At 69.6% G+C, this 25021-nt stretch carries 24 protein-coding genes; 18 read left to right on the forward strand and 6 right to left on the reverse strand.

Translation table 11 applies throughout. The annotated features are described in order from the left end of the window. Window positions 1-7: 7 nt before the first annotated feature. Window positions 8-697 carry an MBL fold metallo-hydrolase gene (locus tag ACFXMV_RS20210; RefSeq protein ID WP_378500133.1) on the reverse strand — a complete coding sequence of 230 codons (690 nt, stop codon included), beginning with the start codon at window positions 695-697 and terminating at the stop codon, window positions 8-10. 170 nt (window positions 698-867) lie between these two features. Here ACFXMV_RS20210 and uvrA point away from each other — a divergent pair, with 170 nt between their 5' ends. Then, window positions 868-3792 carry an excinuclease ABC subunit UvrA gene (uvrA, locus tag ACFXMV_RS20215; RefSeq protein ID WP_378503487.1) on the forward strand — a complete coding sequence of 975 codons (2925 nt, stop codon included), beginning with the start codon at window positions 868-870 and terminating at the stop codon, window positions 3790-3792. Between the two features lie 63 nt (window positions 3793-3855). Here the strand turns inward: uvrA and ACFXMV_RS20220 are convergent, their stop codons facing one another. From ACFXMV_RS20220 to ACFXMV_RS20230, 3 genes are all read right to left on the reverse strand, one after another. Beyond that, entirely contained in the window at window positions 3856-3990 is a 135-nt protein-coding gene (locus ACFXMV_RS20220; protein WP_378503488.1) for a hypothetical protein, read from the reverse strand. A gap of 361 nt (window positions 3991-4351) precedes the next feature. Next, complete coding sequence (locus tag ACFXMV_RS20225; RefSeq protein WP_378500420.1) at window positions 4352-4771, reverse strand: DUF1801 domain-containing protein; 420 nt, start codon at window positions 4769-4771, stop codon at window positions 4352-4354. Window positions 4772-4843: 72 nt separating this feature from the next. Beyond that, window positions 4844-5188 (reverse strand): DUF1844 domain-containing protein, encoded by a 345-nt coding sequence (locus ACFXMV_RS20230; RefSeq protein ID WP_378500419.1) that lies wholly within the window; start codon window positions 5186-5188, stop codon window positions 4844-4846. A 295-nt stretch (window positions 5189-5483) separates the two neighbouring features. Between ACFXMV_RS20230 and infC the strand changes: the two genes are divergently transcribed. The 8 genes from infC (at window position 5484) to ACFXMV_RS20270 (ending at window position 12268) form a co-directional block, all read left to right on the forward strand. Then, window positions 5484-6188: a translation initiation factor IF-3 gene (infC, locus tag ACFXMV_RS20235; RefSeq protein WP_378500424.1), complete on the forward strand. Its 705-nt coding sequence runs from the start codon at window positions 5484-5486 to the stop codon at window positions 6186-6188. Between the two features lie 54 nt (window positions 6189-6242). Then, complete coding sequence (gene rpmI, locus ACFXMV_RS20240; protein ID WP_027503190.1) at window positions 6243-6437, forward strand: 50S ribosomal protein L35; 195 nt, start codon at window positions 6243-6245, stop codon at window positions 6435-6437. A 67-nt stretch (window positions 6438-6504) separates the two neighbouring features. Next, a complete protein-coding gene (rplT, locus tag ACFXMV_RS20245) occupies window positions 6505-6894 on the forward strand; it encodes a 50S ribosomal protein L20 (protein WP_027503191.1) in 390 nt (129 codons plus the stop codon). A gap of 23 nt (window positions 6895-6917) precedes the next feature. Further along, entirely contained in the window at window positions 6918-7763 is an 846-nt protein-coding gene (locus ACFXMV_RS20250) for a TrmH family RNA methyltransferase (RefSeq protein ID WP_378503489.1), read from the forward strand. Window positions 7764-7827: 64 nt separating this feature from the next. After that, window positions 7828-8898: a phenylalanine--tRNA ligase subunit alpha gene (gene pheS / locus ACFXMV_RS20255; RefSeq protein ID WP_378501920.1), complete on the forward strand. Its 1071-nt coding sequence runs from the start codon at window positions 7828-7830 to the stop codon at window positions 8896-8898. A gap of 38 nt (window positions 8899-8936) precedes the next feature. Next, window positions 8937-11423 (forward strand): phenylalanine--tRNA ligase subunit beta, encoded by a 2487-nt coding sequence (pheT, locus tag ACFXMV_RS20260; protein WP_378503490.1) that lies wholly within the window; start codon window positions 8937-8939, stop codon window positions 11421-11423. A gap of 113 nt (window positions 11424-11536) precedes the next feature. Beyond that, window positions 11537-12010 (forward strand): hypothetical protein, encoded by a 474-nt coding sequence (locus ACFXMV_RS20265; RefSeq protein ID WP_378502342.1) that lies wholly within the window; start codon window positions 11537-11539, stop codon window positions 12008-12010. Between the two features lie 66 nt (window positions 12011-12076). Continuing rightward, entirely contained in the window at window positions 12077-12268 is a 192-nt protein-coding gene (locus ACFXMV_RS20270) for a hypothetical protein (RefSeq protein ID WP_378502341.1), read from the forward strand. A 57-nt stretch (window positions 12269-12325) separates the two neighbouring features. Here ACFXMV_RS20270 and ACFXMV_RS20275 read toward each other — a convergent pair whose 3' ends face one another. Both ACFXMV_RS20275 and ACFXMV_RS20280 read right to left on the reverse strand, forming a co-directional pair. Next, entirely contained in the window at window positions 12326-13981 is a 1656-nt protein-coding gene (locus ACFXMV_RS20275; RefSeq protein WP_378503491.1) for an acyl-CoA dehydrogenase family protein, read from the reverse strand. After that, a complete protein-coding gene (locus ACFXMV_RS20280; protein ID WP_378499338.1) occupies window positions 13978-14685 on the reverse strand; it encodes a TetR/AcrR family transcriptional regulator in 708 nt (235 codons plus the stop codon). Before ACFXMV_RS20280 ends, ACFXMV_RS20275 begins: the two co-directional genes overlap by 4 nt. Before the next feature lie 103 nt (window positions 14686-14788). Between ACFXMV_RS20280 and ACFXMV_RS20285 the strand changes: the two genes are divergently transcribed. The 9 genes from ACFXMV_RS20285 to argH all read left to right on the forward strand — a co-directional run bounded on the left by ACFXMV_RS20285 (window position 14789) and on the right by argH (window position 24980). Beyond that, the gene (locus ACFXMV_RS20285; RefSeq protein WP_378499337.1) at window positions 14789-16318 is read left to right on the forward strand and encodes a class I adenylate-forming enzyme family protein; all 1530 of its coding nucleotides are present in this window, start codon (window positions 14789-14791) and stop codon (window positions 16316-16318) included. A gap of 72 nt (window positions 16319-16390) precedes the next feature. Next, on the forward strand, window positions 16391-17464 hold the full coding sequence (argC, locus tag ACFXMV_RS20290) for an N-acetyl-gamma-glutamyl-phosphate reductase (protein WP_378499336.1): 1074 nt from the start codon (window positions 16391-16393) through the stop codon (window positions 17462-17464). Further along, window positions 17461-18699 (forward strand): bifunctional glutamate N-acetyltransferase/amino-acid acetyltransferase ArgJ, encoded by a 1239-nt coding sequence (argJ, locus tag ACFXMV_RS20295; RefSeq protein WP_378499335.1) that lies wholly within the window; start codon window positions 17461-17463, stop codon window positions 18697-18699. Before argC ends, argJ begins: the two co-directional genes overlap by 4 nt. Further along, a complete protein-coding gene (gene argB / locus ACFXMV_RS20300) occupies window positions 18696-19640 on the forward strand; it encodes an acetylglutamate kinase (protein WP_378499334.1) in 945 nt (314 codons plus the stop codon). Before argJ ends, argB begins: the two co-directional genes overlap by 4 nt. Next, window positions 19637-20815 (forward strand): acetylornithine transaminase, encoded by a 1179-nt coding sequence (locus ACFXMV_RS20305; RefSeq protein WP_378499333.1) that lies wholly within the window; start codon window positions 19637-19639, stop codon window positions 20813-20815. Before argB ends, ACFXMV_RS20305 begins: the two co-directional genes overlap by 4 nt. Further along, complete coding sequence (gene argF / locus ACFXMV_RS20310; protein WP_378499332.1) at window positions 20812-21765, forward strand: ornithine carbamoyltransferase; 954 nt, start codon at window positions 20812-20814, stop codon at window positions 21763-21765. Before ACFXMV_RS20305 ends, argF begins: the two co-directional genes overlap by 4 nt. Next, entirely contained in the window at window positions 21762-22280 is a 519-nt protein-coding gene (locus ACFXMV_RS20315; RefSeq protein ID WP_378503492.1) for an arginine repressor, read from the forward strand. The genes argF and ACFXMV_RS20315 overlap by 4 nt, the downstream gene beginning before the upstream one ends. Window positions 22281-22350: 70 nt before the next feature. Next, on the forward strand, window positions 22351-23550 hold the full coding sequence (locus tag ACFXMV_RS20320; RefSeq protein WP_378499331.1) for an argininosuccinate synthase: 1200 nt from the start codon (window positions 22351-22353) through the stop codon (window positions 23548-23550). Between the two features lie 2 nt (window positions 23551-23552). Then, window positions 23553-24980: an argininosuccinate lyase gene (argH, locus tag ACFXMV_RS20325; protein ID WP_378499330.1), complete on the forward strand. Its 1428-nt coding sequence runs from the start codon at window positions 23553-23555 to the stop codon at window positions 24978-24980. The last annotated feature ends 41 nt before the right edge of the window (window positions 24981-25021 follow it).

The following is a 25021-nucleotide window of genomic DNA, read 5'->3' on the forward strand; positions in this document are numbered from 1 at the left end:
ACGGGCGTCACCAACCGCGTTCCTGCCACTCCGCGAGGAACGGGCGCTCGGCACCGATCGTGGTGTCCTTGCCGTGCCCGGGGTAGACGACGGTGTCGTCCGGGAAGCGCTCGAAGAGCTTGGTGGTCACGTCCCGGTAGAGAGAGGTGAACTTTTCCTCGTCGGCGGTCTTGCCGACGCCGCCGGGGAACAGGGAGTCACCGGAGAACAGGTGCACCTGGCCGGACGCCGGATCCGTCAGCGCCAGCGCGATCGAGCCCGGGGTGTGACCGGCGAGGTGGATGACCTCGAGTGCGAGCCTGCCCACCTCCACGAGGTCGCCGTCGGTGACGGTGCGGGCCGGTGTCACCGGGAGCGGGTCGGCGTCGAGGGCGTGCGCGATGGTGGGGACGCCGGTTTTGCCGACCACCTCCGCGAGCGCGAGCCAGTGGTCCGGGTGCTGGTGGGTGGTGACGATCGAGGACAGTGTCGGCGCCGCGGCCGCGAGCAGGCTCACGAGCCGGTCCGCGTCGTTCGCGGCGTCGATGAGCAGGGCCTCGCCGGTCTCGGAACAGACCACGAGATAGGCGTTGTTGTCCATGGGGCCGACGGAGATCTTGGTGATGCTGGCGCCCGCGAAGGTACGCCGCTGCGGGTCGGCACCGGCGGTGAGTTCTCCGGTGTAGTGGTCGTCAATTGTCATCTGCTGCCCGTCCATGGTGGGGACGCTACCGTCGAATGGGTGCGGGCGTCGGCCGCGGCGCGCGATCGACCGCGGCGGACCACGGGGCCGTCTGGTTGGCGGTCCACCGAACTTGTCGGTGCCCCGGCCTACCATGTGCAGCGCGTGAGGACTATCGCCTCGGCGCCGACGAGAAGGGACATCGAGTGGCGGACCGCCTGATCGTGCGAGGAGCGCGTGAGCACAACCTGCGAGGCATCGATATCGACCTGCCCCGGGACAGTCTCATCGTCTTCACCGGGTTGTCCGGCTCCGGAAAGTCGTCCCTCGCGTTCGACACCATCTTCGCGGAGGGCCAGCGCCGCTACGTCGAGTCGCTGTCGGCCTATGCCCGGCAGTTCCTCGGTCAGATGGACAAGCCCGACGTCGATTTCATCGAGGGGCTCTCGCCCGCGGTGTCGATCGACCAGAAGTCGACAAACCGCAACCCGCGCTCCACCGTCGGCACGATCACCGAGGTGTACGACTACCTGCGTCTTCTCTACGCCCGCGCGGGCACCCCGCACTGCCCGGCCTGCGGCGAGCAGATCTCCAAGCAGAGCCCACAGCAGATCGTCGATCAGGTGCTCGCAATGGAGGAGGGCATCCGGTTCCAGGTGCTCGCGCCGGTGGTGCGCACCCGCAAGGGCGAGTTCGTCGACCTCTTCGACCAGCTCAACACTCAGGGCTACGCCCGCGTGCGGGTCGACGGCGTCGTGCACCAGCTGACCGACCCGCCGAAGCTGAAGAAGCAGGAGAAGCACGACATCGAGGTGGTCATCGACCGCCTGACGGTGAAGGCGAGCTCGAAGCAGCGGCTCACGGACTCGGTCGAGACCGCGCTGCGCCTGGCCGACGGCATCGTCGTGCTCGACTTCGTCGACCGGGACGAGGACGCCGCCGACCGTGAGCGCCGCTTCTCCGAATCGCTCGCCTGCCCGAACGGGCACGCGCTCTCGATCGACGACCTCGAGCCGCGATCGTTCTCGTTCAACTCGCCCTATGGCGCCTGCCCGGAGTGCACCGGCCTCGGCATCCGCAAGGAGGTCGACCCCGAGCTGGTGGTACCGGACCCCGAGCTGAGCCTCGAGGACGGCGCGATCGCCCCGTGGTCGATGGGCCAGACGTCGGAGTACTTCGGCCGACTGCTGTCCGGGCTGGCCGACATCATGGGCTTTGAGATGTCGACCCCCTGGAACGAGTTGCCTGCCAAGGCCCGCAAGGCCGTGCTCGAGGGCAGCGCGGACCAGGTGCACGTCAAATACAAGAACAGGTACGGGCGGACGCGGTCCTATTACGCCGAGTTCGAGGGCGTGATGCCCTTCCTGCACCGTCGGCTCGAGCAGACCGAGTCCGAGCAGATGAAGGAACGCTACGACGGGTACATGCGCGACGTGCCGTGTCCGGCGTGTGCCGGAGCCCGGCTGCGGCCGGAGATCCTCTCGGTCACGATCTCGGCGGGCAAGCACGGCAAGAAGTCCATCGCCGACGTCGCCGAGCTGTCGATCTCGGACTGCGCTGACTTCCTGAACAGTCTTACCCTCGGCTCGCGTGAGGAAGCGATCGCCGGGCAGGTCCTCAAGGAGGTGCAGGCACGGCTCGGGTTCCTGCTCGACGTCGGACTCGAGTACCTGTCGCTCTCCCGTGCCGCCGGCACCCTCTCCGGCGGTGAGGCCCAGCGGATCCGGCTGGCAACCCAGATCGGTTCGGGCCTGGTCGGCGTGCTGTACGTGCTCGACGAGCCGTCCATCGGCCTGCACCAGCGCGACAACCGACGGCTGATCGAGACGCTGACCCGGCTCCGGGACCTCGGCAACACGCTGATCGTGGTCGAACACGACGAGGACACCATCCGCACCTCCGACTGGGTCGTCGACATCGGACCGCTTGCGGGGGAGCACGGCGGCAGGGTCGTGCACAGCGGTACCTACGAGGAACTGCTGACCTGCGAGGAATCCCTCACCGGCGCATACCTTTCCGGGCGGTCGAGGATTGACGTGCCCGCGATCCGCAGGCCCGTCGACAAGAAGCGGCAGGTCGCCGTGATCGGCGCGAAGGAGCACAACCTCAAGGGCATCGACGTCAGCTTCCCGCTCGGCGTCCTCACCTCGGTGACGGGCGTGTCCGGCTCGGGCAAGTCGACCCTCGTCAACGACATCCTCGCGACGGTGATGGCGAACAAGCTCAACGGTGCGCGCCAGGTTCCCGGCAGGCACACCCGGATCAACGGGCTCGATCAGCTCGACAAGCTGGTGCAGGTGGACCAGTCGCCGATCGGGCGGACGCCGCGCTCGAACGCGGCCACCTACACCGGCGTGTTCGACAAGATCCGCACCCTGTTCGCCGCCACGACGGAGGCGAAGGTGCGCGGCTATCAGCCGGGACGGTTCTCCTTCAACGTCAAGGGCGGCCGGTGCGAGGCGTGCTCGGGTGACGGCACCCTCAAGATCGAGATGAATTTCCTGCCGGACGTGTACGTGCCCTGTGAGGTGTGCCACGGGGCCCGTTACAACCGGGAGACCCTGGAGGTGCACTACAAGGGCAAGACCATCGCCGAGGTACTCGACATGTCGATCGAGGAGGCAGCGGACTTCTTCGAGGCGATCACCTCGATCCACCGCTACCTCAAGACGCTGGTCGAGGTCGGGCTCGGCTATGTGCGGTTGGGCCAGCCCGCACCGACCCTGTCCGGCGGCGAGGCGCAGCGCGTCAAGCTGGCCGCCGAACTGCAGAAGCGTTCCACCGGTCGAACGGTGTACGTGCTCGACGAGCCCACCACCGGCCTGCACTTCGAGGACATCCGCAAGTTGCTGGGCGTCGTCAACGGGCTGGTGGAGAAGGGCAACACGGTGATCGTGATCGAGCACAACCTCGATGTGATCAAGACGTCGGACTGGGTGGTCGACATGGGCCCCGAGGGCGGCTCGGGCGGCGGGACCGTCGTCGCCGAGGGCACGCCGGAAGCGATCGCGGCGGTCCAGGAGAGCTACACCGGCAGGTTCCTGCGGGAGGTGCTCGACAGCGCGCCCGTCGCGCCGGCCGCGCCGCCGAAGCGTAAGCGTGCACCGCGCAAGGTCGCCGCGCAGGTGTGAACGACGGCAGGGCCGGGACCGGTTGATCGGTCCCGGCCCTGCCGGACGTGCGGTGCAGACGAACTAGACGGTGGTGGCCGGCGGGGTGGTGCCGGTACCGGTGCCGGCACCGGCCGAGCCGCCCGCGCCCGCGAGCATGGAGTTGACGATGTTGGCAAGCGATCCGAACAGGCCGTCGATGTCACCGGGGTTGGGCATGTGAGCTCCTTCATTGCGATGTGCGGTGTTCATTACCGAGGCGCTGAAAGCCAGCGTTCTCGTTGGCTGGAGACGAATCGAGCTGGTGCCGCCTCCCCACGTGAAGGATGGCGACGGGCAGAACGAATGTGATCCCCCGATTGCAGCGAGACCGGCCCGAATCGATCGACTCGCCGAGTCGTCGTGAGCTGTCCGGGTGGGTGTCCTCGCTGCATCCGGAATCTTTGTACACGAACCGGACTGGACGTGCGTACGGAATCTGAGGGCCGCTTTCCGCGAACGATTGTGACGTCCGTCACAGCCGGTTGGGTAGGTTCGCGGGCGCCAGAACTGTGCTGCTCAGCGCGCTGATTAGGCCCGCTCAGGAGTCTATGGACATCGCGCGGGCGGCGCTCACCGAGGCCTCGATCAATGAGCGGAGCTCGGACTCGTCGACGTCGGCGAGGCGCTTGATGTAGAGGCAGCCCTTGCCGTTCCTGTGTCGGCCGAGGCGCTGCAGGGCCTCGCGGTGGTCGTCCAGGTTCAGGCTCAGATAGAGGGTGAGCGCGGTCGACCTGGGGGCGAAACCGATCAGTGCGGTGTTCCCGTGGTGTCCGCTGGCGTAGCGGTAGGTGCGGTTGCCGAACCCGATGATGCCCGAACCCCACAGGGCGGCCGGCTCGCCGGTGGCCGCCTGCATCAGGTCGACCAGGCGCCCGCAGTCGGCTCGCGTGACCTCGTCGGTCAGCGCGCCGAGGAATTCCTCGACGCTGTCGCCGGTCGGCTGGGTCTTGTTCGCCATGGCGTCAGTATCCCCGCTCGGGGCCACCGCCATCGAGGGAACGGGCCACTCGACGGCGGTGGGTGAGGGCGGTCAGTGGACGGGGCCGGTGTACTTCTCGCCCGGGCCGTTGCCGGGCTCGTCGGGGTGTGCCGAAGCCTCGCGGAAGGCGCGCTGAAGTGCCTGCAGGCCCTCGCGGATGGGGCCTGCGTGTGGGCCGAGGTACTCCGCCGACGCGGTGACCAGGCCGGCGAGGGCGGTGATCACCCGGCGGGCCTCGTCCAGGTCGAGGTGATCGCTTTCGTCGGGGTCGGGTGAGGAGAGCCCGAGCTTCTCGGCGGCCGAGCTCATCAGCATCACTGCGGCGCGGCTGATGACCTCCACTGCGGGCACCTCGGCCAGCTCGCGGACATCGCCCGTGTGAGTTTGCTCTGTCATGCCTGCTAGACTTCCATACACGACCGCCCCCGACGATGTTGGGGGCAGCAAGTGGAGTCCGACTCCCACCGCTATCTGGCGCATCAAACACGCTGGTCAGCGGTCCGGTCGCCCGCCCCGAGGGCTGGTTTTGCCACGGTTTTCCGTGTGCAGATCCTGCCAGGGACGGGTTCCCTCTCCGTTGAGGGGATGTGCGTTGCGGTGTGTTCGCGGCGGACATCGAACCGGTCGACATCGGGCCCCGCATGGTGAAAATCCAGCGGGGTCCTTTTGTTGGGAGAGAGCGGGCTGCGGGCTGCCGGCGGTCAGGACGACCACGCCGCTCAACCTAGGAGGCCCCATCAGCACTGAGACCCGCATCAACGATCGCATCCGCGTACCCGAGGTTCGACTCGTCGGACCTGGCGGTGAGCAGGTCGGGATCGTGCGTGTTGAAGATGCACTCCGCTTGGCCCTCGAGGCCGATCTCGACCTGGTCGAGGTGGCGCCCGACGCCCGTCCGCCGGTGTGCAAGATCATGGACTACGGCAAGTTCAAGTACGAGGCCGCGCAGAAGGCGCGCGAATCGCGCAAGAACCAGACGCTGACCGTGATCAAGGAGCAGAAGCTCCGCCCGAAGATCGACGATCACGACTACGAGACCAAGAAGCGAAACGTTGTCCGCTTCCTCGAAGCCGGGTCCAAGGTCAAGGTGACCATCATGTTCCGCGGTCGCGAGCAGTCCCGTCCCGAACTGGGCTTCCGGTTGCTGCAGCGCCTCGGTGCCGACGTCGCCGACCTCGGCTTCGTCGAGACCTCGGCAAAGCAGGACGGCCGCAACATGACCATGGTGCTCGCCCCGCACAAGGGTGCGAAGACCCGCGTCAAGGCACAGGAGAGCGCGCAGGCGCCGGTGCCCGTGGTCCCGAGGCCCGCCTCGGCGCCCGCACCGGAGGCACCCGCCGCGCCGGCCACTCCGGCTCCGGCCGATGGTGCCGCGCCCGAGGCGCCGACCAGCTAGCCAGACCAGCACCACCGAAATGCAGTACCGAAGAAACAGAGAACTGAGGACTCCATGCCCAAGATGAAGAGCCACAGCGGCACCTCGAAGCGATTCAAGGTGTCCGGCAGCGGGAAGATCCTGCGCCAGAAGGCCGGCCGTCGCCACCTGCTCGAGCACAAGCCCACCAAGGTGACCCGTCGCCTCGATGGCAAGGCCGTTGTCAGCAAGGCTGACACCCCGCGCATCAAGCGCCTGCTCGGCATCTGATCGAAGACCAGCACTTTTTGACCAACCAGGGGCGCGCGTCGCGCCCCGAGATTGACAGGATTTCCCAGTGGCACGCGTAAAGAGGGCGGTCAACGCCCAGAAGAAGCGTCGTTCAATTCTTGAGGCCTCCAAGGGCTACCGTGGACAGCGCTCGCGCCTGTACACCAAGGCCAAGGAGCAGCAGCTCCACTCGCTCACCTACGCGTACCGCGACCGCCGCGCGCGCAAGGGTGACTTCCGCAAGCTGTGGATCACGCGTATCAACGCCGCCGCGCGCGCGAACGACATGACCTACAACCGCTTCATCCAGGGCCTGAACGCCGCGGGTGTCGAGGTCGACCGCAAGATCCTCGCCGAGCTGGCCGTCTCCGACGCCGAGGCGTTTGCCGGCCTGGTGGCCATCGCGAAGGCCGCACTGCCTGCCGACGTGAACGCCCCCGCCGGGGAAGCAGCCTGAGCAAGCTGAACCAGGAGCGACCCGTGGACCCGTTCACCGAGCGGACTCCACGGGTCGTTTCTGCTGTCAAGCTGCTGCGCGGCGCCGAGCGCAAGAAGGCGGGTCGCTTCCTTGCCGAGGGTGCGAACTCGGTGACCGCCGCCCTCGCCACCGGCTGGGTGGAGGAGCTCTTCTTCACCGAGGAGGCGGGCTCCAGGCACGACGAGCTCATCGCAGGCGCGGCCGCCGCGGGGGTGCGGGTCTCGCCGATCACCGAGCGGGCCGCCAAGTCGCTCAGCGACACGGTGACCCCGCCGGGGCTGGTCGCCGTGTGCGGACTGCTGGACGTCCCGCTGGGCGAGGCGTTGGCCGGACCCCGTCAGGGGCGCTCCGCTGGCTCCGCGCCGGGCCCCAGGCTGCTCGCCGTCCCGGTCTCGGTGTCCGAACCCGGAAACGCGGGCACCGTGATCAGGGTGGCGGACGCGGTCGGTGCCGACGCGGCGATCCTGGCAGGCGACAGCGTCGACCCGCACAACGGCAAGTGCGTCCGGTCCTCCGCAGGCAGCGTGTTCCACCTGCCGATCGCGCGGGAGCGGGATGTGGCCCTCGTGCTCGAGCAGATCACCGCCGCGGGCGTGCAGATCCTGGCGACCGCAGCCGACGGCGAGGTCGACCTCGACGACGCGGACGAGTTGCTGGCCAGGCCGACCGCATGGCTGTTCGGCAACGAGGCACACGGGCTGGACCCGGCGATCGCCGCCAGGGCCGACCATCGGGTGCGGATTCCCATCCACGGCCGCGCGGAGAGCCTGAACCTGGCGACCGCCGCCGCCATCTGCCTGTACGCGAGCGCGCGGGTGCAGCATCGGCAGGACCGACCGACAACCTAGGATTGTTCTGCCGTGCGCCGGGTGCGCGCGGCGCGACGACCATCGACGAGGAGTTTGACCAGCCGTGGCAAAGAACGAGGCCGAGAGTTCAGGACCGATCGACACCGACGCGCTGACCGAAGACGCGCTCGGTGCCGCGGCCGAGCAGGCCGAGTCGGCGTTCGCCGCCGCAGGTGACCTCGACGCGTTGGCCAAGGCCAAGGTCGACCACCTGGGCGACAAGGCGCCGCTGTCCCTCGTCCGGCGTGCCCTCGGCGCGCTGCCCGGCAAGGAGAAGGCCGACGCGGGCAAGCGGGTCAACGCCGCGCGCACCAGGGCCACCACGGCGTTCGATGCCCGACGCGAGGTGTTGCTGGCCGAGCGCGACGCCGCGGTGCTCGTCGCGGAGGCGATCGACGTGACGCTGCCAGCCCAGCGACGTCCGGTCGGCGCCCGTCACCCGATCACCATCATCTCCGAGCAGGTCAGCGACGTGTTCGTCGCGATGGGCTGGGAGGTGGCCGAGGGGCCAGAGGTCGAGACCGAACACTTCAACTTCGATGCGCTGAACTTCCTGCCCGACCATCCCGCGCGGACGATGCAGGACACCTTCCACATCGCGCCGGAGGGTTCGCGGCAGGTGCTGCGCACGCACACCTCCCCGGTGCAGGTGCGGACGATGCTCTCGCGGGAGGTGCCGATCTACGTGGTGTGCCCGGGGCGCACCTTCCGCACCGACGAACTCGACTCCACCCACACCCCGGTGTTCTCCCAGATCGAGGGTCTGGCGGTGGACAAGGGCCTGACGATGGCACACCTGCGGGGCACCCTCGACGCCTTCGCGCGCGCGCTGTTCGGCCCCGACACCCGGACCCGGATGCGCCCCAACTACTTCCCGTTCACCGAGCCGTCCGCCGAGGTGGACGTCTGGTTCCCCGGCAAGAAGGGCGGCGCGGGCTGGGTCGAGTGGGGCGGCTGCGGCATGGTCAACCCGAAGGTGCTGCGGGCAAGCGGAATCGACCCCGACGAGTACTCCGGATTCGCGTTCGGCATGGGGCTGGAGCGGACCCTTCAGTTCCGCAACGGCATCCCGGACATGCGCGACATCGTCGAGGGCGACGTGCGGTTCACGCTGCCCTTCGGTGTCCAGGCCTAGGTCAGAGACAGAACACAGAGCGAAAGAGCTGAGTTAACGTGCGAGTAGCGCAATCGTGGCTGACCGAGATCCTGCAGCGGGCGACCCCCGGCTGGGAGGTGAGCGCCGAGGAGTTGGACGCCGGTTTCGTCCGCGTCGGCCTCGAGGTCGAGGAGGTCGACGTCCTGCACAAGGTGCCGGGGCCGCTGGTGGTCGGCCGGGTCGTCTCGATCACCGAACTCACCGAGTTCAAGAAGCCGATCCGGATGTGCCAGGTCGACGTCGGAGAGGCCGAGCCACGCGGAATCGTGTGCGGCGCCCGGAACTTCGTCGAGGGCGACCTGATCGTCGCGGCCCTGCCCGGCGCCGTGCTGCCAGGCGACTTCAAGATCGCCGCGCGCAAGACCTACGGCCAGGTGTCGGACGGAATGATCTGCTCGGTCGCCGAACTCGGCATCGGCAAGGATCATTCGGGCATCCTCGTGCTCGAGCCCGGCACGGCAGAGCCAGGTGTGGACGCCAACGAACTGCTCGGCCTCGGCGACACGATCATCGAGCTGAACATCACGCCCGACCGCGGATACTGCTTCTCGGTCCGCGGTCTGACCAGGGAACTGGCCTGCGGGTTCGACCTCGAGTTCGCCGACCCGGCTTCGCTGCCCACGCACGGCTCCGAGGGTGAGGCCTGGCCGCTGACGGTGCAGCCCGAGTCCGGTTCTCCTCGCTTCGCGCTGCGTCGGGTCACCGGGATCGACCCCGCCGCGGTCACCCCGTGGTGGATGCAGCGTCGACTGCTGCTCTCCGGGGTGCGTCCGATCTCCCCTGCGGTCGACGTCACCAACTACGTGCTGCTCGAGCTGGGCCAGCCGCTGCACGCGTTCGACGCGAACAAGCTCACCGGTGGTCTGGTCGTGCGCCGGGCCGCCGCGGACGAGAAGCTGACCACCCTCGACGGGGTCGAGCGGACCCTCGACGCGGAGGACGTGGTGATCGCCGACGACACCGGCGCGGTCTCCCTCGCCGGTGTCATGGGCGGCGCCAGCACCGAGGTCGGCACCGGCACCACCGACGTGCTGCTGGAGGCCGCGATCTGGAACCCGCTCGCGGTGTTCCGGACCTCCCGCAGGCACAAGCTGATCAGCGAGGCCAGCAAGCGCTACGAGCGCGTGGTGGACCAGGCGCTGCCCGTCGCCGCGCTCGACCGCGCGGCCGGGCTCCTGGTGGAGATCGCTGGCGGCCGGATCGAGCCGGTCCTCACCGACGTCGGCGGCGTCGACGAGCCCGCGCCGATCCGCATGGACATCGACCTGCCCGACCGGGTGGCGGGCGTCGCGTACCCGAACGGGACCGCGGCCCGGCGGCTGACCCAGGTCGGCTGCGGCGTGGACGTGGGCGTCAGCGACGCCGGTCACGGCCAGCTGGTGGTCACACCGCCGACCTGGCGCCCGGACCTGGAACAGCCGGCGGATCTCGTGGAGGAGGTGCTGAGGCTCGAGGGCCTCGAGCAGATTCCGTCGGTGCTCCCCGCCGCGCCCGCGGGCCGCGGGCTCACCCTGCAGCAGCGTCGCCGCCGCGCGGTCGGTCGGGCGCTCGCGTTCGACGGATACGTCGAGGTGCTGCCGACGGTGTTCCTGCCCACCGGGGTGTTCGACACCTGGGGTCTCGACTCCGACGATCCGCGCCGCAACACCTCGAAGGTGCTCAACCCGCTCGAGTCGGATCGTCCCGAGCTGGCCACCACCCTGCTGCCAGGCCTGTTGGAGATCCTGTCCCGCAACACCTCTCGTGGCCAGCGCGACCTGGCGTTGTTCGGAATCGCGCAGGTGGTCAAGCCCGGACCCGACACCAAGCCGGTGCAGGCCCTGTCGGTGGACGGCCGACCGACCGACGACCAGATCGCCGATCTGCTGAAGTCGCTGCCCGCCCAGCCGACGCATGTCGCCGCCGTGCTGACCGGGCTCCGGGAGCCGAGCGGTCCGTGGGGCGCGGGCCGGGTTGTCGAGGCCTCCGACGCCTTCGCCGCCGCGCAGACGATCGCGCGGGCGGCAGGGGTGACCCTCGAGTCGCGGGCCGCCCAGTACCTGCCCTGGCATCCGGGCCGCGGCGCCGAGCTGCTGGTCGACGGGGTCGTGGTCGGGCACGCGGGCGAGCTGCACCCAGCGGTGCTCGAGCGCGGCGGGCTGCCGCCTCGCACCTGCGCGGTGGAGATCGACCTGACCGCGCTGCCGATCGCCGAATCGCTTCCGGCCCCGCGGGTCTCGCCGTTCCCGGCGGTTCTCCAGGATGTCGCGGTGGTGGTCGAGACCACCGTGCCCGCCGCGTCCGTCGAGTCCGCGCTGCGCTCGGGAGCGGGCGAGCTGCTGGAGGAGATCCGGCTGTTCGACGTGTTCGAGGGCGCGCAGGTCGGCGAGGGCCGCAAGTCCCTGGCGTTCGCGCTGCGATTCCGGGCCGGGGACCGGACGCTCACCGAGGACGAGGCCTCCGCGGCGCGCGATTCCGCGGTCGCGGCCGCGACCGCCGCCGTGGGCGCCCAGCTGCGCGCCTGACCCCGTCCGTCGAGAGTGCACCTAACGTTCGGCCGACTCGGCCGATGCTCCGGCAGGTGCACTCTCGGCGCGGGCTGCCGTAGCCTTGCGGCAAGTCGACGGAATGAGGTGTCATGACCGATTCCCAGAGTGTTGCCGACGGGCTGGGCCGGCTCACCGACCAGGAGCTGTTGCGCGCGATCGCCGTCGCGACCGCGGGCCGTCCGGCGCTCGCGTCGGTGTCCGCCGCCGTGAACGCGATTCGCGGCGACGTGCCTGCCGCGCCGGATGTGCCGCCCCCGGCCGACGTGCCCTTCCCGGCTGACCTGCCCGGTGCGCCTGACCCGACGGTGACGACCGGCGCCGCGGTGCCGACGGCGGGACCCGGTCTGCCGACTGCGGTTCCCGTACCCGACTACACCGAATCCGGTGTGCCGACGTTCGACTCGGTGCGTGAGAAGATCGAGACCAGGGCAGGGACCGCGGAAGGCGCCACCGAGCTCGATGCCGAGTCTCCGGCGGGGCGCACGGTCGCGGAGCAGTGGGAAGAGCGGCAGAAGGCGGCGAAGAGCAAGCTGGACGAGATCCGAAAGTCCATGGACACGTAGAACCCTCGGCGTACGGTGTAGCCGTCCCACTGTGCAACTTCATAACCACGACGTGGAGGTAGTGCCATGGTCTGGTCGGAAATCGGGGTCGCGTTCGGCTACGCCGTTGTCATCATCACGGTCGCCGTCGTCCTCATCGGCGTCGCGATGCTCTTCATCGTGTCGATCTGGGAGAACTTCGGGCAGCGCAAGCCGCGCGGTTTCCCCGACGAGCCCGGTGACGGTCGGCACCGGTCGGCAGCACTTCGCCTGGAATGACCGCGAACGGCCGGCTCGGTGCGGTCCAACACCGCCTGCGAGCCGGCCGGATGCCGACTACTGGCGGTCCAGGATCGCCGCGAAATCGGTACCCGCAGGGAGCGTTCCGTACTCGAGGTCGCGATCGGGTCCGAGCCGCGCAGCCAGGAACGCCTCGGCGACCGCGGTCGGTGCGGTGCGCAGCAGCAGTGAACCCTGCAGACCCAGTGCCATCGCCGCCGCGACGGGACGCGCGCGCAGCTGGGCCTGCGCGGGGTCGAGGGTCGCCAGCTCCGCCAGCGCACCGCGCGTCCGATCGAGGTGCGCGTCGAACAAACGCGACGCGCCTGCCGCCAGCGCGAGCTCGGCGTCGAAGGACGCGACGGACTCCGGTTCCCGGGTCATCGCCCGCAGCACGTCGAGGGCGATCACGTTCCCGGACCCCTCCCACACCGCCATCACCGGCTGCTCGCGGTAGCGGCGAGCCAGCGGGAAGGCCTCGGTGTAGCCGTTGCCGCCGAGGCATTCGAGGGCCTCGTAGGCGTGGTGCGGACCGCGCTTGCAGATCCAGTACTTGCTGACCGCGGTGGCGAGCCGCCGGAACGCCTTCTCGCTGTCGTCGGCGTCCTCGTCGTGGGCGCGGGCCAGGCGAAGCGCGGTCGCGGTCGCGGCCTCCGATTCGAGCGCGAGGTCCGCGGCGACAGCAGTCATCGCGGGCTGATCGATCAGGGTCGCGCCGAACGCCGCCCGGTTGCGCACGTGCCACAGGGCTTCGGCGACCGACTGCCGCATCCCCGCCGTCGAGCCGTATACGCAGTCCAGGCGGGTGCGCGAGACCATCTCGATGATGGTGCGGACGCCCCTGCCCGGCTCGCCGACGAGGTGGCCGATCGTGCCGTCGAGTTCGATCTCGGAGGACGCATTCGACTTGTTGCCGAGCTTGTCCTTGAGGCGCTGGATGCGGAAGACGTTGCGGGTGCCGTCCTCGAGCACCCGCGGGACCAGGAAGCAGGACATACCCTCGGGTGACTGAGCCAGGATCAGGAACCCGTCCGACATCGGCGCCGAGCAGAACCACTTGTGCCCGGTCAGCGACCAGGTGCCGTCGGAGTTCTGGGCGGCGCGGGTGGTGTTCGCGCGCACGTCGGATCCGCCCTGCTTCTCGGTCATCGCCATGCCGAACAGCACGCCGGGCTTGTCGCCGGGCGCGATCAGCCGGCCGTCGTAGCCGCGGCCGTACAGCCGCGGCAACCACAGCTCGGAGAGTTCGGGGGAGAACTCCGCGAGCGCGGGCACGACGGAGTGGGTCATCGAGATCGGGCAGGAGTGGCCTGGCTCGATCTGGGCGAACATCATGAACGACGCCGCGCGGGCGACGTTCGCGCCGGGCTTCGGGTCGGCCCACGCGGAGGTGTGCGCGCCGTGCTCGACGGCGGCGCCGATGATCCGGTGGTACGCGGGGTGGAACTCCACCTCGTCGATCCGGTTGCCCCACTTGTCGTGCGAGTGGAACTCCGGCGTGATCGTGTTCGCCAGTTCGGCGTCGTGCTGGAACGACTCGGTGCCGACCAGCGCGCCGACCTCGGTCAGCTCATGCTGCGCCCAGTCGGCGTCGTATCGCGCCACGCCCTCGACGAGGGGAACGTTCGAGGTGTACTCGTTGACGTCCACGCGAGGCGGTGCCTGGTTGAACACCTCGTGGGTACGGAATCCGGACGGGGCGGTGGTCGTCATTGGCGCGTTCCTTCGATCGGTGGTGCTTCGGTAGTGGGGCGGTCGGGGGCGGTCGGCTCGTAGCCGACGCCGTGCAGACAGAAACGGAGGATGGCCTCGACCGTGCGGGCGTCGTCCGAGTCGGACACCGTGACGGCGCGGGCGTCGTCCGAGTCGGACGGCGCGACTGCATGGGCGGGGGACAGTCGGCCGGTCAGCGACTCGCTGATGGCGCCGATCAGCGCGGCCGCGGTGACCTCGAGGTGTTGCAGCGGGAAGACACCGGTGGACATGCCCTCGCGCAGGATCTCGGTGGTCAGGGCGTGGTAGGCCGCGCGGTAGTCGAGGCGTTCGGCGTCGATGCGCGGGTCGACCGGCTCGAACAGCAGCGACCAGGCGAGCTGTCGGCCCTTGATGGCGCGCACCGCGAACGTCTCGACCAGCGCGCGCAGCCGGTCCACCGGCCCGGCAGCCGCGTCGACGGCGTCGCGCACCGCCGCAAGCTCCTGGTCGGCACCGATGCGGAACACGGCCGCGAGCAGCTCGCCGCTGCCGTCGAAGTGCGAGTACACCGAACCGACGCTGACCTCGCACCTTTCCGCGATCGCTTTGACCGTCGCCGCGGCGAACCCGCCCTTCGCGACGAGCGCGGTGGCCTCGTGGAGCAGAGCGGCCCGGCGCTGGGCCTGCGCGGCACGCGTCTTCTCCGTCGGTCGGTACGCCATCACAGAGGCACCCTTTCAGGAAACTATGAATCATGATTCAATCCTTGGTAACTGTAGAACGAATCACGGGCGGCGGCAACGCCCCATCCGAGGAGCCACATCCATGAACCTGACCACGATGCTCGAGAGCACGGCGCGCAAGTTTCCCGACAAGGACGCTCTGGTCTACGGGGATCAGCGGATCACCTACGCCGAACTCCTCGCCGCTTCGAAGCGCGCCGCCGAGGTGCTGCGCAGTCGGGGGGTCGGGCGCGGCGACCGGGTTGCCGTGATGACCTACAACAGTCCCGGATTCGCGATCGCCGCCTTCGGTGCCTGGCGGGCCGGTGCCGCGCTGGTGCCGGTCAATCACAAGCTGGCGCCGCCGGAGGTCGGGTACACGCTCGGGCACTGTGGTGCGACCGTCGGTGTGGTGTCCGCGGATCTTTGGTCGACTGCGGAAGCCGGTGCGCCACAGGTGGACTGGCTGCTCACGGAGCTGGGTGCCGATGCTGCGGGGCAGGCCGATCGGGACTTCGACGCACTCGTCGACGTCGCCGACGAGTGGGACGGTATCGACGTCGATGACTCCGAGATCGCCCAGGTGCTCTACACGTCCGGTACCACAAGTGCGCCGAAGGGCTGCCTGCACACCCATCGGTCGATCTCGACGGTTGCGCCGTACATCGCGACCACGCTCGGGCTCGACCGCGACGAGCGTGTGCTGATCGCCATGCCGATCTGGCACGCGGCCCCACTCAACGTCTGGTTCGTCACCACGATGTTCCTCGGTGGGACGGTCGTGCTGATGCGCGAGTACGCGCCGCTGCCCTTCCTCGAGATGATCGGAGCGGAGAAGGTCACCGCGTTCTTTGGTGCACCGATCGCCTACCTGGCGCCGCTGCAGGCGGCGCGGGCCGCAGGCATCGACCTGGCCGCCTACGACTTCTCGACGATGCGGCGCTGGACCTACGGCGGCGCCCCGATCGGTGCCGAGGTCGCCCGGCAGCTGCAGCAGGCGTACCGGTCCGAGGACTTCTATCAGGTGTACGGCATGAGCGAGATGGGCCCGACCGGTACCGCGCTGTATCCGCACGAACAGATCGCCAAGGCGGGGTCGATCGGGCGCGGCGGCATGCCGGGCGTGGACCTGCGGGTCGTGCGTCCGAACGGCGCCGACGCGCAGCCGGGGGAGACCGGCGAGATCTGGCTCGCCGGTGACACCCGGATGCTCGGCTACCTCGACAACGACGAGGCGACGGATGAGGTCTTCGAGGGGCGCTGGTACCGCAGCGGCGACGTGGCGCGGCTCGACGAGGACGGCTACATCTACATCGTCGATCGCACCAAGGACGTCATCATCACCGGCGGCGAGAATGTCTACTCGCAGGAGGTCGAGGAGGCGATCCGGCCGCGCGCGGACGTGCTCGACGTCGCGGTGATCGGTCGGCCGCACGCGGAGTGGGGCGAGACGGTCGTCGCGGTGGTCACCACCGCCCCGGGAGCGCACCTCGAACTCGACGAGCTGCGCTCCTACCTGTCCGACAAGCTGGCCCGCTACAAGATCCCGCGGGAGTTGGTGCTGGTCGACGAGCTGCCGCGGAATCCGTCGGGCAAGCTGACCAAGCACGTGCTGCGGGACTCGGTGCTGTAGTCGCCGGGTAGATGTGGTTGGCGGGGCACTCCGGCTATGAATGAGCTTGCATGATGATGCATAATCAATCGTATGGTCACTTCTGCAGCTTCCTCAGGCCCGGCGTCCGCGCCGATCCGGGTCGCCATCGCCGGTGCGAGCGGCTACGCGGGCGGTGAGATCCTCCGCCTGCTGCTGGGTCACCCCGCCTACCTCGACGGGTCGCTGACCATCGGCGCGCTCACCGCGGGAAGCAACGCGGGCAGCACCCTCGGTGAGCACCACCCGCACCTGCTGCCGCTGGCCGGTCGTGTCCTCGAGCCGACGACCATCGAGCAGCTCGCCGGCCACGACGTGGTGTTCCTCGGTCTGCCGCACGGAAATTCGGCGGAGATCGCCAAGCAGCTGCCGGAGAGCACCGTCATCATCGACTGTGGCGCCGACTTCCGGCTGGCCAGCGCAGCCGACTGGGAGAAGTACTACAAGAGCGAGCACGCCGGAACGTGGCCCTACGGCCTGCCCGAGCTGCCCGGGCACCGGGAAAAGCTCTCCGGCGCAACCCGGATCGCGGTCCCCGGCTGCTATCCGACCGCGGCGAGCCTGGCCCTCGCGCCCGCCGTCGCGGCGGGCATCGTCGAGCCCCGTGTCACCGTCGTCGCGGTCAGCGGCACCTCCGGTGCCGGGCGCGCACCCAAGGCCGACCTGCTCGGCTCCGAGGTGATGGGCTCGGCGCGGGCGTACGGGGTCGGCGGAGTGCACCGGCACACCCCCGAGATCATCCAGAACCTCTCGGCGCTCGCGGGCACCGAGGTCACCGTGTCCTTCACCCCGGTGCTCGCGCCGATGCCGCGCGGCATCCTGGCCACCTGCACCGCACCGACCTCGGTGACCGAGGACGAGGCACGCGCGGTGTACGAGAAGGCCTACGCCGACGAGCCTTTCGTGCACGTGCTGCCCGAGCACGTCTTCCCGCAGACCGGCGCGGTGATCGGGTCGAACGCGGCGCAGATCGGCGTCACCGTCGACGAGGCCGCCGGCCTGCTCGTCGTCATCGCCGCCATCGACAACCTCACCAAGGGGACCGCGGGCGGCGCCGTGCAGTCGATGAACCTTGCCCTTGGCCTGCCCGAGACCGATGGTCTCTCGACAGTGGGAGTTGCCCCGTGAACACCACCCCCGTCATTCCCGATTCGGTCGCCGTCGCGGGCGGCAAGCTCGTGCGCACCCAGGGCGTCACCGCGCCCGCAGGCTTCCGCGGCGCAGGCATCGCCGCGGGCATCAAGGCGAGCGGCAACCCGGACCTCGCGCTCGTCTTCAACGAGGGCCCGGACACCGCGGCCGCGGGCGTGTTCACCACGAACAAGGTGAAGGCCGCACCGGTGCTGTGGTCGCAGCAGGTGCTCGGCACCGGCCGGTTGCGCGCGGTCGTGCTGAACTCCGGCGGCGCCAACGCCTGCACAGGTGCGCCCGGATTCCAGGACACCCACCAGACCGCCGAGCACGTCGCCGCGACCCTGAGCGACTGGGGAACCGAGACAGGTGCGATCGAGGTCGCCGTGTGCTCGACCGGACTGATCGGCGACCGGCTGCCGATGGACAAGCTCCTCGCGGGCGTCACCGAGATCGTGCACGAGCTCGCGGGCGGCATCTCCGGGGGCACCGACGCTGCCTACGCGATCATGACCACCGACACCGTGCCCAAGCAGGCCGCGCTGCATCACGCGAACAAGTGGAACGTCGGTGGGATGGCCAAGGGCGCGGGCATGCTCGCACCCGCGCTGGCCACCATGCTGTGCGTGGTCACCACCGACGCCATCGCGACCCCTGCCCAGCTCGACGAGGCGCTCCGGGCCGCGACCGCGCGGTCCTTCGACCGGCTCGACGTCGACGGTGCCACCTCCACCAACGACACCGTGCTGTTGCTGGCGTCCGGTGCCAGCGAGGTCGCGCCCAGCCAGGAGGAGCTGAACGCGGCCGTCTTCGCGGTCTGCGACGACCTGGCCGACCAGTTGATGGCCGACGCGGAGGGCGCGACCAAGCGGATCCGGGTCACCGTCAGCGGGGCGGCTTCCGAGCAGGACGCCCTCGTCGGCGCGCGGACCGTCGCGCGGGACAGCCTCGTCAAGACCGCGCTGTTCGGGTCCGACCCGAACTGGGGCCGCGTGCTCGCCGCGATCGGCATCGCGCCGATCAGCCTCGACCCCGACCGGATCTCGGTGTCCTTCAACGGGAACCCGGTGTGCATCGACGGTGTCGGTGCGCCGGGCGCCAGGGAGGTCGACCTGTCCGGGATCGACATCGAACTGCTCATCGAGCTCGGTGTCGGCGACGCCGTCGTCTCGATCCGGACCACGGACCTCTCGCACGCGTACGTGGAAGAGAATTCGGCGTACTCGTCATGACCGGGCACATCGACAGCATCGAGCACATCACCGCCACCGAGAAGGCGTACGTGCTCGCGGAGGCGCTGCCCTGGCTGGAGCGGTTCCACGGCAAGGTCGTCGTGGTCAAGTACGGCGGCAACGCGATGGTCGACGACGACCTCAAGCGGGCCTTCGCCGCGGACATGGCCTTCCTGCGCACCGTCGGGATCCATCCCGTCGTCGTGCACGGCGGCGGCCCGCAGATCAACGCCATGCTGGCGCGCCTCGGCATGGAGGGTGAGTTCCGCGGTGGGTTCCGGGTCACCACCCCCGAGGTGATGGACGTGGTCCGGATGGTGCTGTTCGGTCAGGTCGGGCGCGAGCTCGTGGGCCTGATCAACAGCCACGGCCCCTACGCGGTCGGGATCTCCGGCGAGGACGCGCACCTGTTCACCGCGACCAGGCGCACGGTCCAGGTCGACGGGGTCGCCACCGACATCGGGCTCGTCGGCGACGTCACCACGGTCAACGCCGACGCGGTGCTCGACCTGATCGAGGCAGGCCGGATCCCGGTGGTCTCCACCATCGCGCCGGACGCGGACGGGGTCGTGCACAACATCAACGCCGACACTGCGGCCGCCGCGCTGGCCGAGGCGATCGGCGCGGAGAAGCTGGTGATGCTGACCGACGTCGAGGGCCTGTACACCGACTGGCCGGACCGCTCCTCACTGGCCAGCGAGATCGATTCGGCCGCACTGGAACTGCTGCTGCCGACGCTCGACGCCGGGATGGTGCCGAAGATGGAGGCCTGCCTGCGGGCGGTGCACGGCGGGGTGTCGTCCGCGCACGTGATCGACGGCCGGGTGGCGCATTCGGTGCTCCTGGAACTGCTCACCGGCGAGGGCATCGGCACCATGGTCACCCACGCGAAAGTCACCGAAACACAAGTCACCGAAACGGAATTGGGAGGGCAGTCATGACGGAGCCGCTTCAGCAGCGCTGGTCGAACGCGCTGATGGACACCTACGGCGTGCCTCGCCTCGCCCTGGTCCGCGGCGAGGGCGCGGTGGTCACCGACGCCAACGGCAAGCAGTATCTCGACCTGCTGGCCGGGATCGCGGTCAACATCCTCGGACACGCGCACCCCGCGATCGTCGAGGCGGTCACCGCGCAGCTGTCCACGCTCGGACACACCTCCAACCTGTACGCCACCGAGCCGGGCATCGCGCTCGCCGAGCAGCTGCTCGCGCATCTCGGCGCACCGGGCCGGGTGTTCCTGTGCAACTCGGGAACCGAGGCCAACGAGGCCGCGTTCAAGCTGGCGAGGGCGACCGGCAGGCCCAACATCATCGCCGCCGAGAACGCGTTCCACGGCCGCACCATGGGGGCGCTCGCGCTCACCGGACAGCCCGCCAAGCGGGCGCCGTTCGAGCCGATGCCGCCCGGCGTCTCGCACGTGCCCCACGGCGACATCGAGGCCCTCGACCGGGCGGTCGACGCCGACACCGCGGCCGTGTTCCTGGAACCGATCATGGGGGAGAGCGGCGTCGTGGTGCCGCCGGACGGGTACCTGGCCGCGGCACGGAAGATCACCGCGGATCGCGGGGCGCTGCTGGTCCTCGACGAGGTGCAGACCGGGATCGGCCGCACCGGCTGGTTCTACGCCCACCAGGCGGTCGGGATCGTGCCGGACGTGATGACGCTGGCGAAGGGGCTAGGCGGCGGCATGCCGATCGGCGCCTGCATCGCCACCGGCGCCGCGGCCGAACTGTTCGGGCCGGGCAAGCACGGCACCACCTTCGGCGGTAACCCGGTCTGTGCGGCCGCCGCGCTCGCGGTGCTGCGGACGGTCGCCGATCAGGACCTGATCAGCCACGCCGACGCTCTCGGCAAGTCGATCACCCATGGGATCGAGAACCTGGGTCACCCGCTGATCGATCACGTCCGCGGGGCCGGACTGCTGCTCGGCGTGGTGCTCACCCGTGATGTGGCGCCCGCGGTGGAGGCCGCGGCCCGCGACGCCGGGTTCCTGGTCAACGCGCCTGCGCCCGGCGTGATCCGGCTGGCGCCGCCGCTGATCATCACCGAGGAGCAGGCGAACGGATTCGTCGCGGCGCTACCCGCGATCCTCGATGTTGCGGAGGAACAGCAATGAACACGACTCTCAAACACTTCCTGCGGGACGACGACCTCACGCCGGCCCAGCAGGCCGAGGTCCTCGCGCTCGCCGCGGAGCTGAAGCGGTCCCCGTTCGCGAAGCGGACGTTGGAGGGCCCGCGGGGCGTCGGCGTCATCTTCGAGAAGAACTCCACCCGGACCCGCTTCTCCTTCGAGATGGGCATCGCGCAGCTCGGCGGGCACGCGGTCGTCGTCGACGGCCGCAGCACCCAGCTCGGCCGCGAGGAGACGCTCCAGGACACCGGCCGCGTGCTCTCGCGGTACGTGGACGCGGTGGTCTGGCGCACCTTCGGGCAGAAGCGGCTCGAGCAGATGGCGGCTGGCGCGACCGTGCCGATCGTCAACGCGCTCTCCGACGAGTTCCATCCGTGCCAGGTGCTGGCGGACCTGCAGACCCTCGCGGAGCGCAAGGGTGAGCTCAAGGGCCTCAAGCTGACCTATCTCGGCGACGGCGCCAACAACATGGCGCACTCGCTGCTGCTCGGCGGCGTCACCGCGGGCATCGATGTCACGATCGCCGCGCCAGCCGGCTTCGCGCCGCTCGGCTATGTCGTCGAGGCGGCCGAGGCGCGCGCGCAGCAGACCGGGGCGCGGATCACCCTCACCGACGACCCGGTGGCGGCGGTGTCGGGAGCGGACGCCCTGGTCACCGACACGTGGACGTCGATGGGGCAGGAGAACGACGGCCTCGACCGGGTCGGTCCGTTCCGGCCGTTCCAGATCAACGCGGCGTTGCTGGCGCACGCGGCCCCCGACGCGACCGTGCTGCACTGCCTGCCCGCGCACCGCGGCGAGGAGATCACCGACGAGGTGATCGATGGGCCGCAGAGCGCGGTGTGGGACGAGGCGGAGAACCGTCTGCACGCGCAGAAGGCACTGCTGGTGTGGCTGCTCGAGCAGCGCGGCGGTCCGGGGAACCGGCCGTGACCACCGCCAAGCCGCTGGCCGTCGCCTCGGCCAAGGTCGCTGTCGCGCCGACCCGTGCGGGTCGGCAGGCCCGGATCACCGCCTTGCTGTCGGTGCACGAGGTGCGCAGTCAGCCGGAGCTCGCGGCGCTGCTCGCGGCCGAGGGCATCGACGTCTCCAACGCCACGCTGTCGCGGGACCTCGAGGAGCTCGGCGCCGTGAAGCTGCGGGCCGCGGACGGGGGAGCGGGCGTCTACGTGGTGCCCGAGGACGGCAGCCCGGTCCGCGGGGTGTCCGGCGGCACGGATCGGCTCTCCCGGTTGCTCGGCGAGCTGCTGGTGTCCACCGATGCCAGCGGAAACCTGGCGGTGCTGCGGACGCCGCCCGGCGCCGCGCACTATCTCGCGAGCGCCCTCGACCGGGCTTCGCTGCCCGAGGTTGTCGGAACCATAGCCGGGGATGACACCATTCTTGTGATCGCCCGCGAACCGCTCACCGGCGCGCAGCTGGCCGAGATGATCGAGAAACTGGCCTGACGGACTCGGATCCGTCGGCTGACAACTGAAGATCTTGTGAACAGTTACAACTTGAAGGAGCACAAAGACCATGGCTGAACGCGTCGTACTCGCCTACTCGGGCGGGCTGGACACCTCGGTGGCCATCAGCTGGATCGGCAAGGAGACGGGCAAGGAGGTCGTCGCCGTCGCCATCGATCTCGGCCAGGGTGGCGAGGACATGGAGGTCGTGCGTCAGCGCGCCCTCGACTGCGGCGCCGTCGAATCCGTCGTGGTCGACGCCCGCGACGAGTTCGCCGACGAGTACTGCCTCCCCACGATCCAGGCCAACGCCCTGTACATGGATCGCTACCCGCTCGTCTCGGCGATCAGCCGGCCGCTGATCGTCAAGCACATCGTCGAGGCGGCCCGCGCGCACGGCGGCACCGTCGTCTCGCACGGCTGCACCGGCAAGGGCAACGACCAGGTCCGCTTCGAGGTCGGCTTCGGTGCCCTGGCACCCGACCTCGAGGTCATCGCGCCGGTCCGCGACTACGCGTGGACCCGCGAGAAGGCGATCAAGTTCGCCGAAGAGAACAACATCCCGATCAACGTCTCCAAGAAGTCGCCGTTCTCGATCGACCAGAACGTGTGGGGCCGCGCCGTGGAGACCGGGTTCCTCGAGGACCTGTGGAATGCGCCGACCAAGGACGTCTACGACTACACCCAGGACCCCACGGTCAACTGGAACGCCCCCGACGAGCTGATCATCAGCTTCGAGGCAGGCAAGCCCGTCGCAATCGACGGCAAGCCCGTCACGGTGCTCGAGGCCATCCAGGAGCTGAACAAGCGCGCCGGTGCGCAGGGCGTCGGCCGTCTGGACGTCGTCGAGGACCGTCTCGTCGGCATCAAGAGCCGCGAGATCTACGAGGCCCCCGGCGCGATGGTGCTCATCACCGCGCACCAGGAGCTCGAGCACGTCACCCTCGAGCGTGAGCTCGGCCGGTACAAGCGTCAGTTGGAGCAGCGCTGGTCCGAGCTGGTCTACGACGGCCTCTGGTTCTCCCCGCTCAAGGACGCGCTGGACACCTTCGTCGCCAAGACGCAGGAGCGCGTCACCGGTGACATCCGCCTGTTCCTGCACGGCGGCGCCATCACGGTCAACGGCCGTCGCAGCTCGGAGTCGCTCTACGACTTCAACCTCGCCACCTACGACGAGGGCGACTCGTTCGACCAGTCCTACGCCAAGGGCTTCGTCAACATCCACGGCCTTTCCTCCAAGGTCGCGGCCAAGCGGGACCTGGGTCTGTAGGCATGTCGGAGAGTTCGCACGGCACGAATGAAGGCGCGCTGTGGGGCGGCAGGTTCGCCTCCGGGCCCGCCGAGGCCATGGCGGCACTGAGCAAGTCGACGCACTTCGACTGGGTGCTCGCGCCCTACGACGTGCGCGCCTCGCAGGCCCACGCCCGGGTGCTGCACAAGGCCGGCCTGCTCAGTGACGCCGACCTGGCGACGATGCTGGACGGGCTGACCCGCCTGGCGGACGAAGTCGCCAGTGGGGCGTTCGTGCCTGCGGACTCCGACGAGGACGTGCACGGCGCCCTCGAGCGCGGCCTGATCGAGCGGGTCGGCACCGAGGTCGGGGGACGCCTGCGCGCAGGCCGTTCCCGTAACGACCAGGTGGCCACGCTGTTCCGGATGTGGCTGCGCGACGCGGCCCGCCGGGTGGCGGCCGGGGTGCTCGACGTCGTCGACGCCCTCGCCACCCAGGCGGCCGCGCATCCGGACGCGGTGATGCCGGGCAAGACTCACCTGCAGGCCGCGCAGCCGGTTCTGCTCGCGCACCACCTGCTGGCGCACGCGCATCCGCTGCTGCGCGACGTGGCGCGCCTGGCGGACTTCGACAAGCGGGCGGCGGTGTCCCCGTACGGTTCGGGCGCGTTGGCCGGTTCGTCGCTCGGGCTCGATCCGGAAGCCATCGCGGCGGAGTTGAAGTTCGACTCCTCCGCGGAGAACTCCATCGATGCCACCTCGTCGCGGGATTTCGCGGCCGAGGCGGCGTTCGTGTTCGCGATGATCGCGGTCGATCTCTCGAGGATGGCCGAGGAGGTCATCATCTGGAGCACGCCGGAGTTCGGGTACATCACGCTCGCCGACGCGTGGTCTACCGGTTCGTCGATCATGCCGCAGAAGAAGAACCCGGACGTCTCGGAGCTCACCCGCGGCAAGGCGGGCCGACTGATCGGCAACGTGACCGGTCTGCTCGCGACGTTGAAGGCGCAGCCGTTGGCGTACAACCGGGACCTGCAGGAGGACAAGGAGCCGGTGTTCGACTCGGTGGCGCAGCTGGAGCTGTTGCTGCCCGCGATCACCGGTCTGGTCTCGACCCTGGAGTTCCACACCGGCCGGATGGCCGAGCTGGCGCCTGCCGGGTTCACCCTCGCCACCGATATCGCGGAATGGATGGTGCGGCAGGGGGTTCCGTTCCGCGTCGCGCACGAGGCGGCCGGTGCATGCGTTCGGGTCGCCGAGGGTAGGGGTGTCGGACTCGAGGATCTCACCGACGAGGAGCTGGCGGGCGTGGATCCGGCGCTGACGCCCGCGGTGCGGGAGGTGCTCACCGTCGCCGGTTCGATCGCCTCGCGTAACGCTCGGGGCGGTACCGCCGGTGTACAGGTTGCGCGGCAGCTCGGCGGCGTTCGGGAGGCGTCGCGGGTTGCGCGTGCCGGGATCGGCGAGTGAGCAGGTCCGCGCGCGTGCGGGGAATATAGTGATCTGAGTCA

The sequence above is a fragment of the Rhodococcus sp. NPDC059179 genome (assembly GCF_042754885.1).
GTDB lineage: Bacteria > Actinomycetota > Actinomycetes > Mycobacteriales > Mycobacteriaceae > Rhodococcus_G.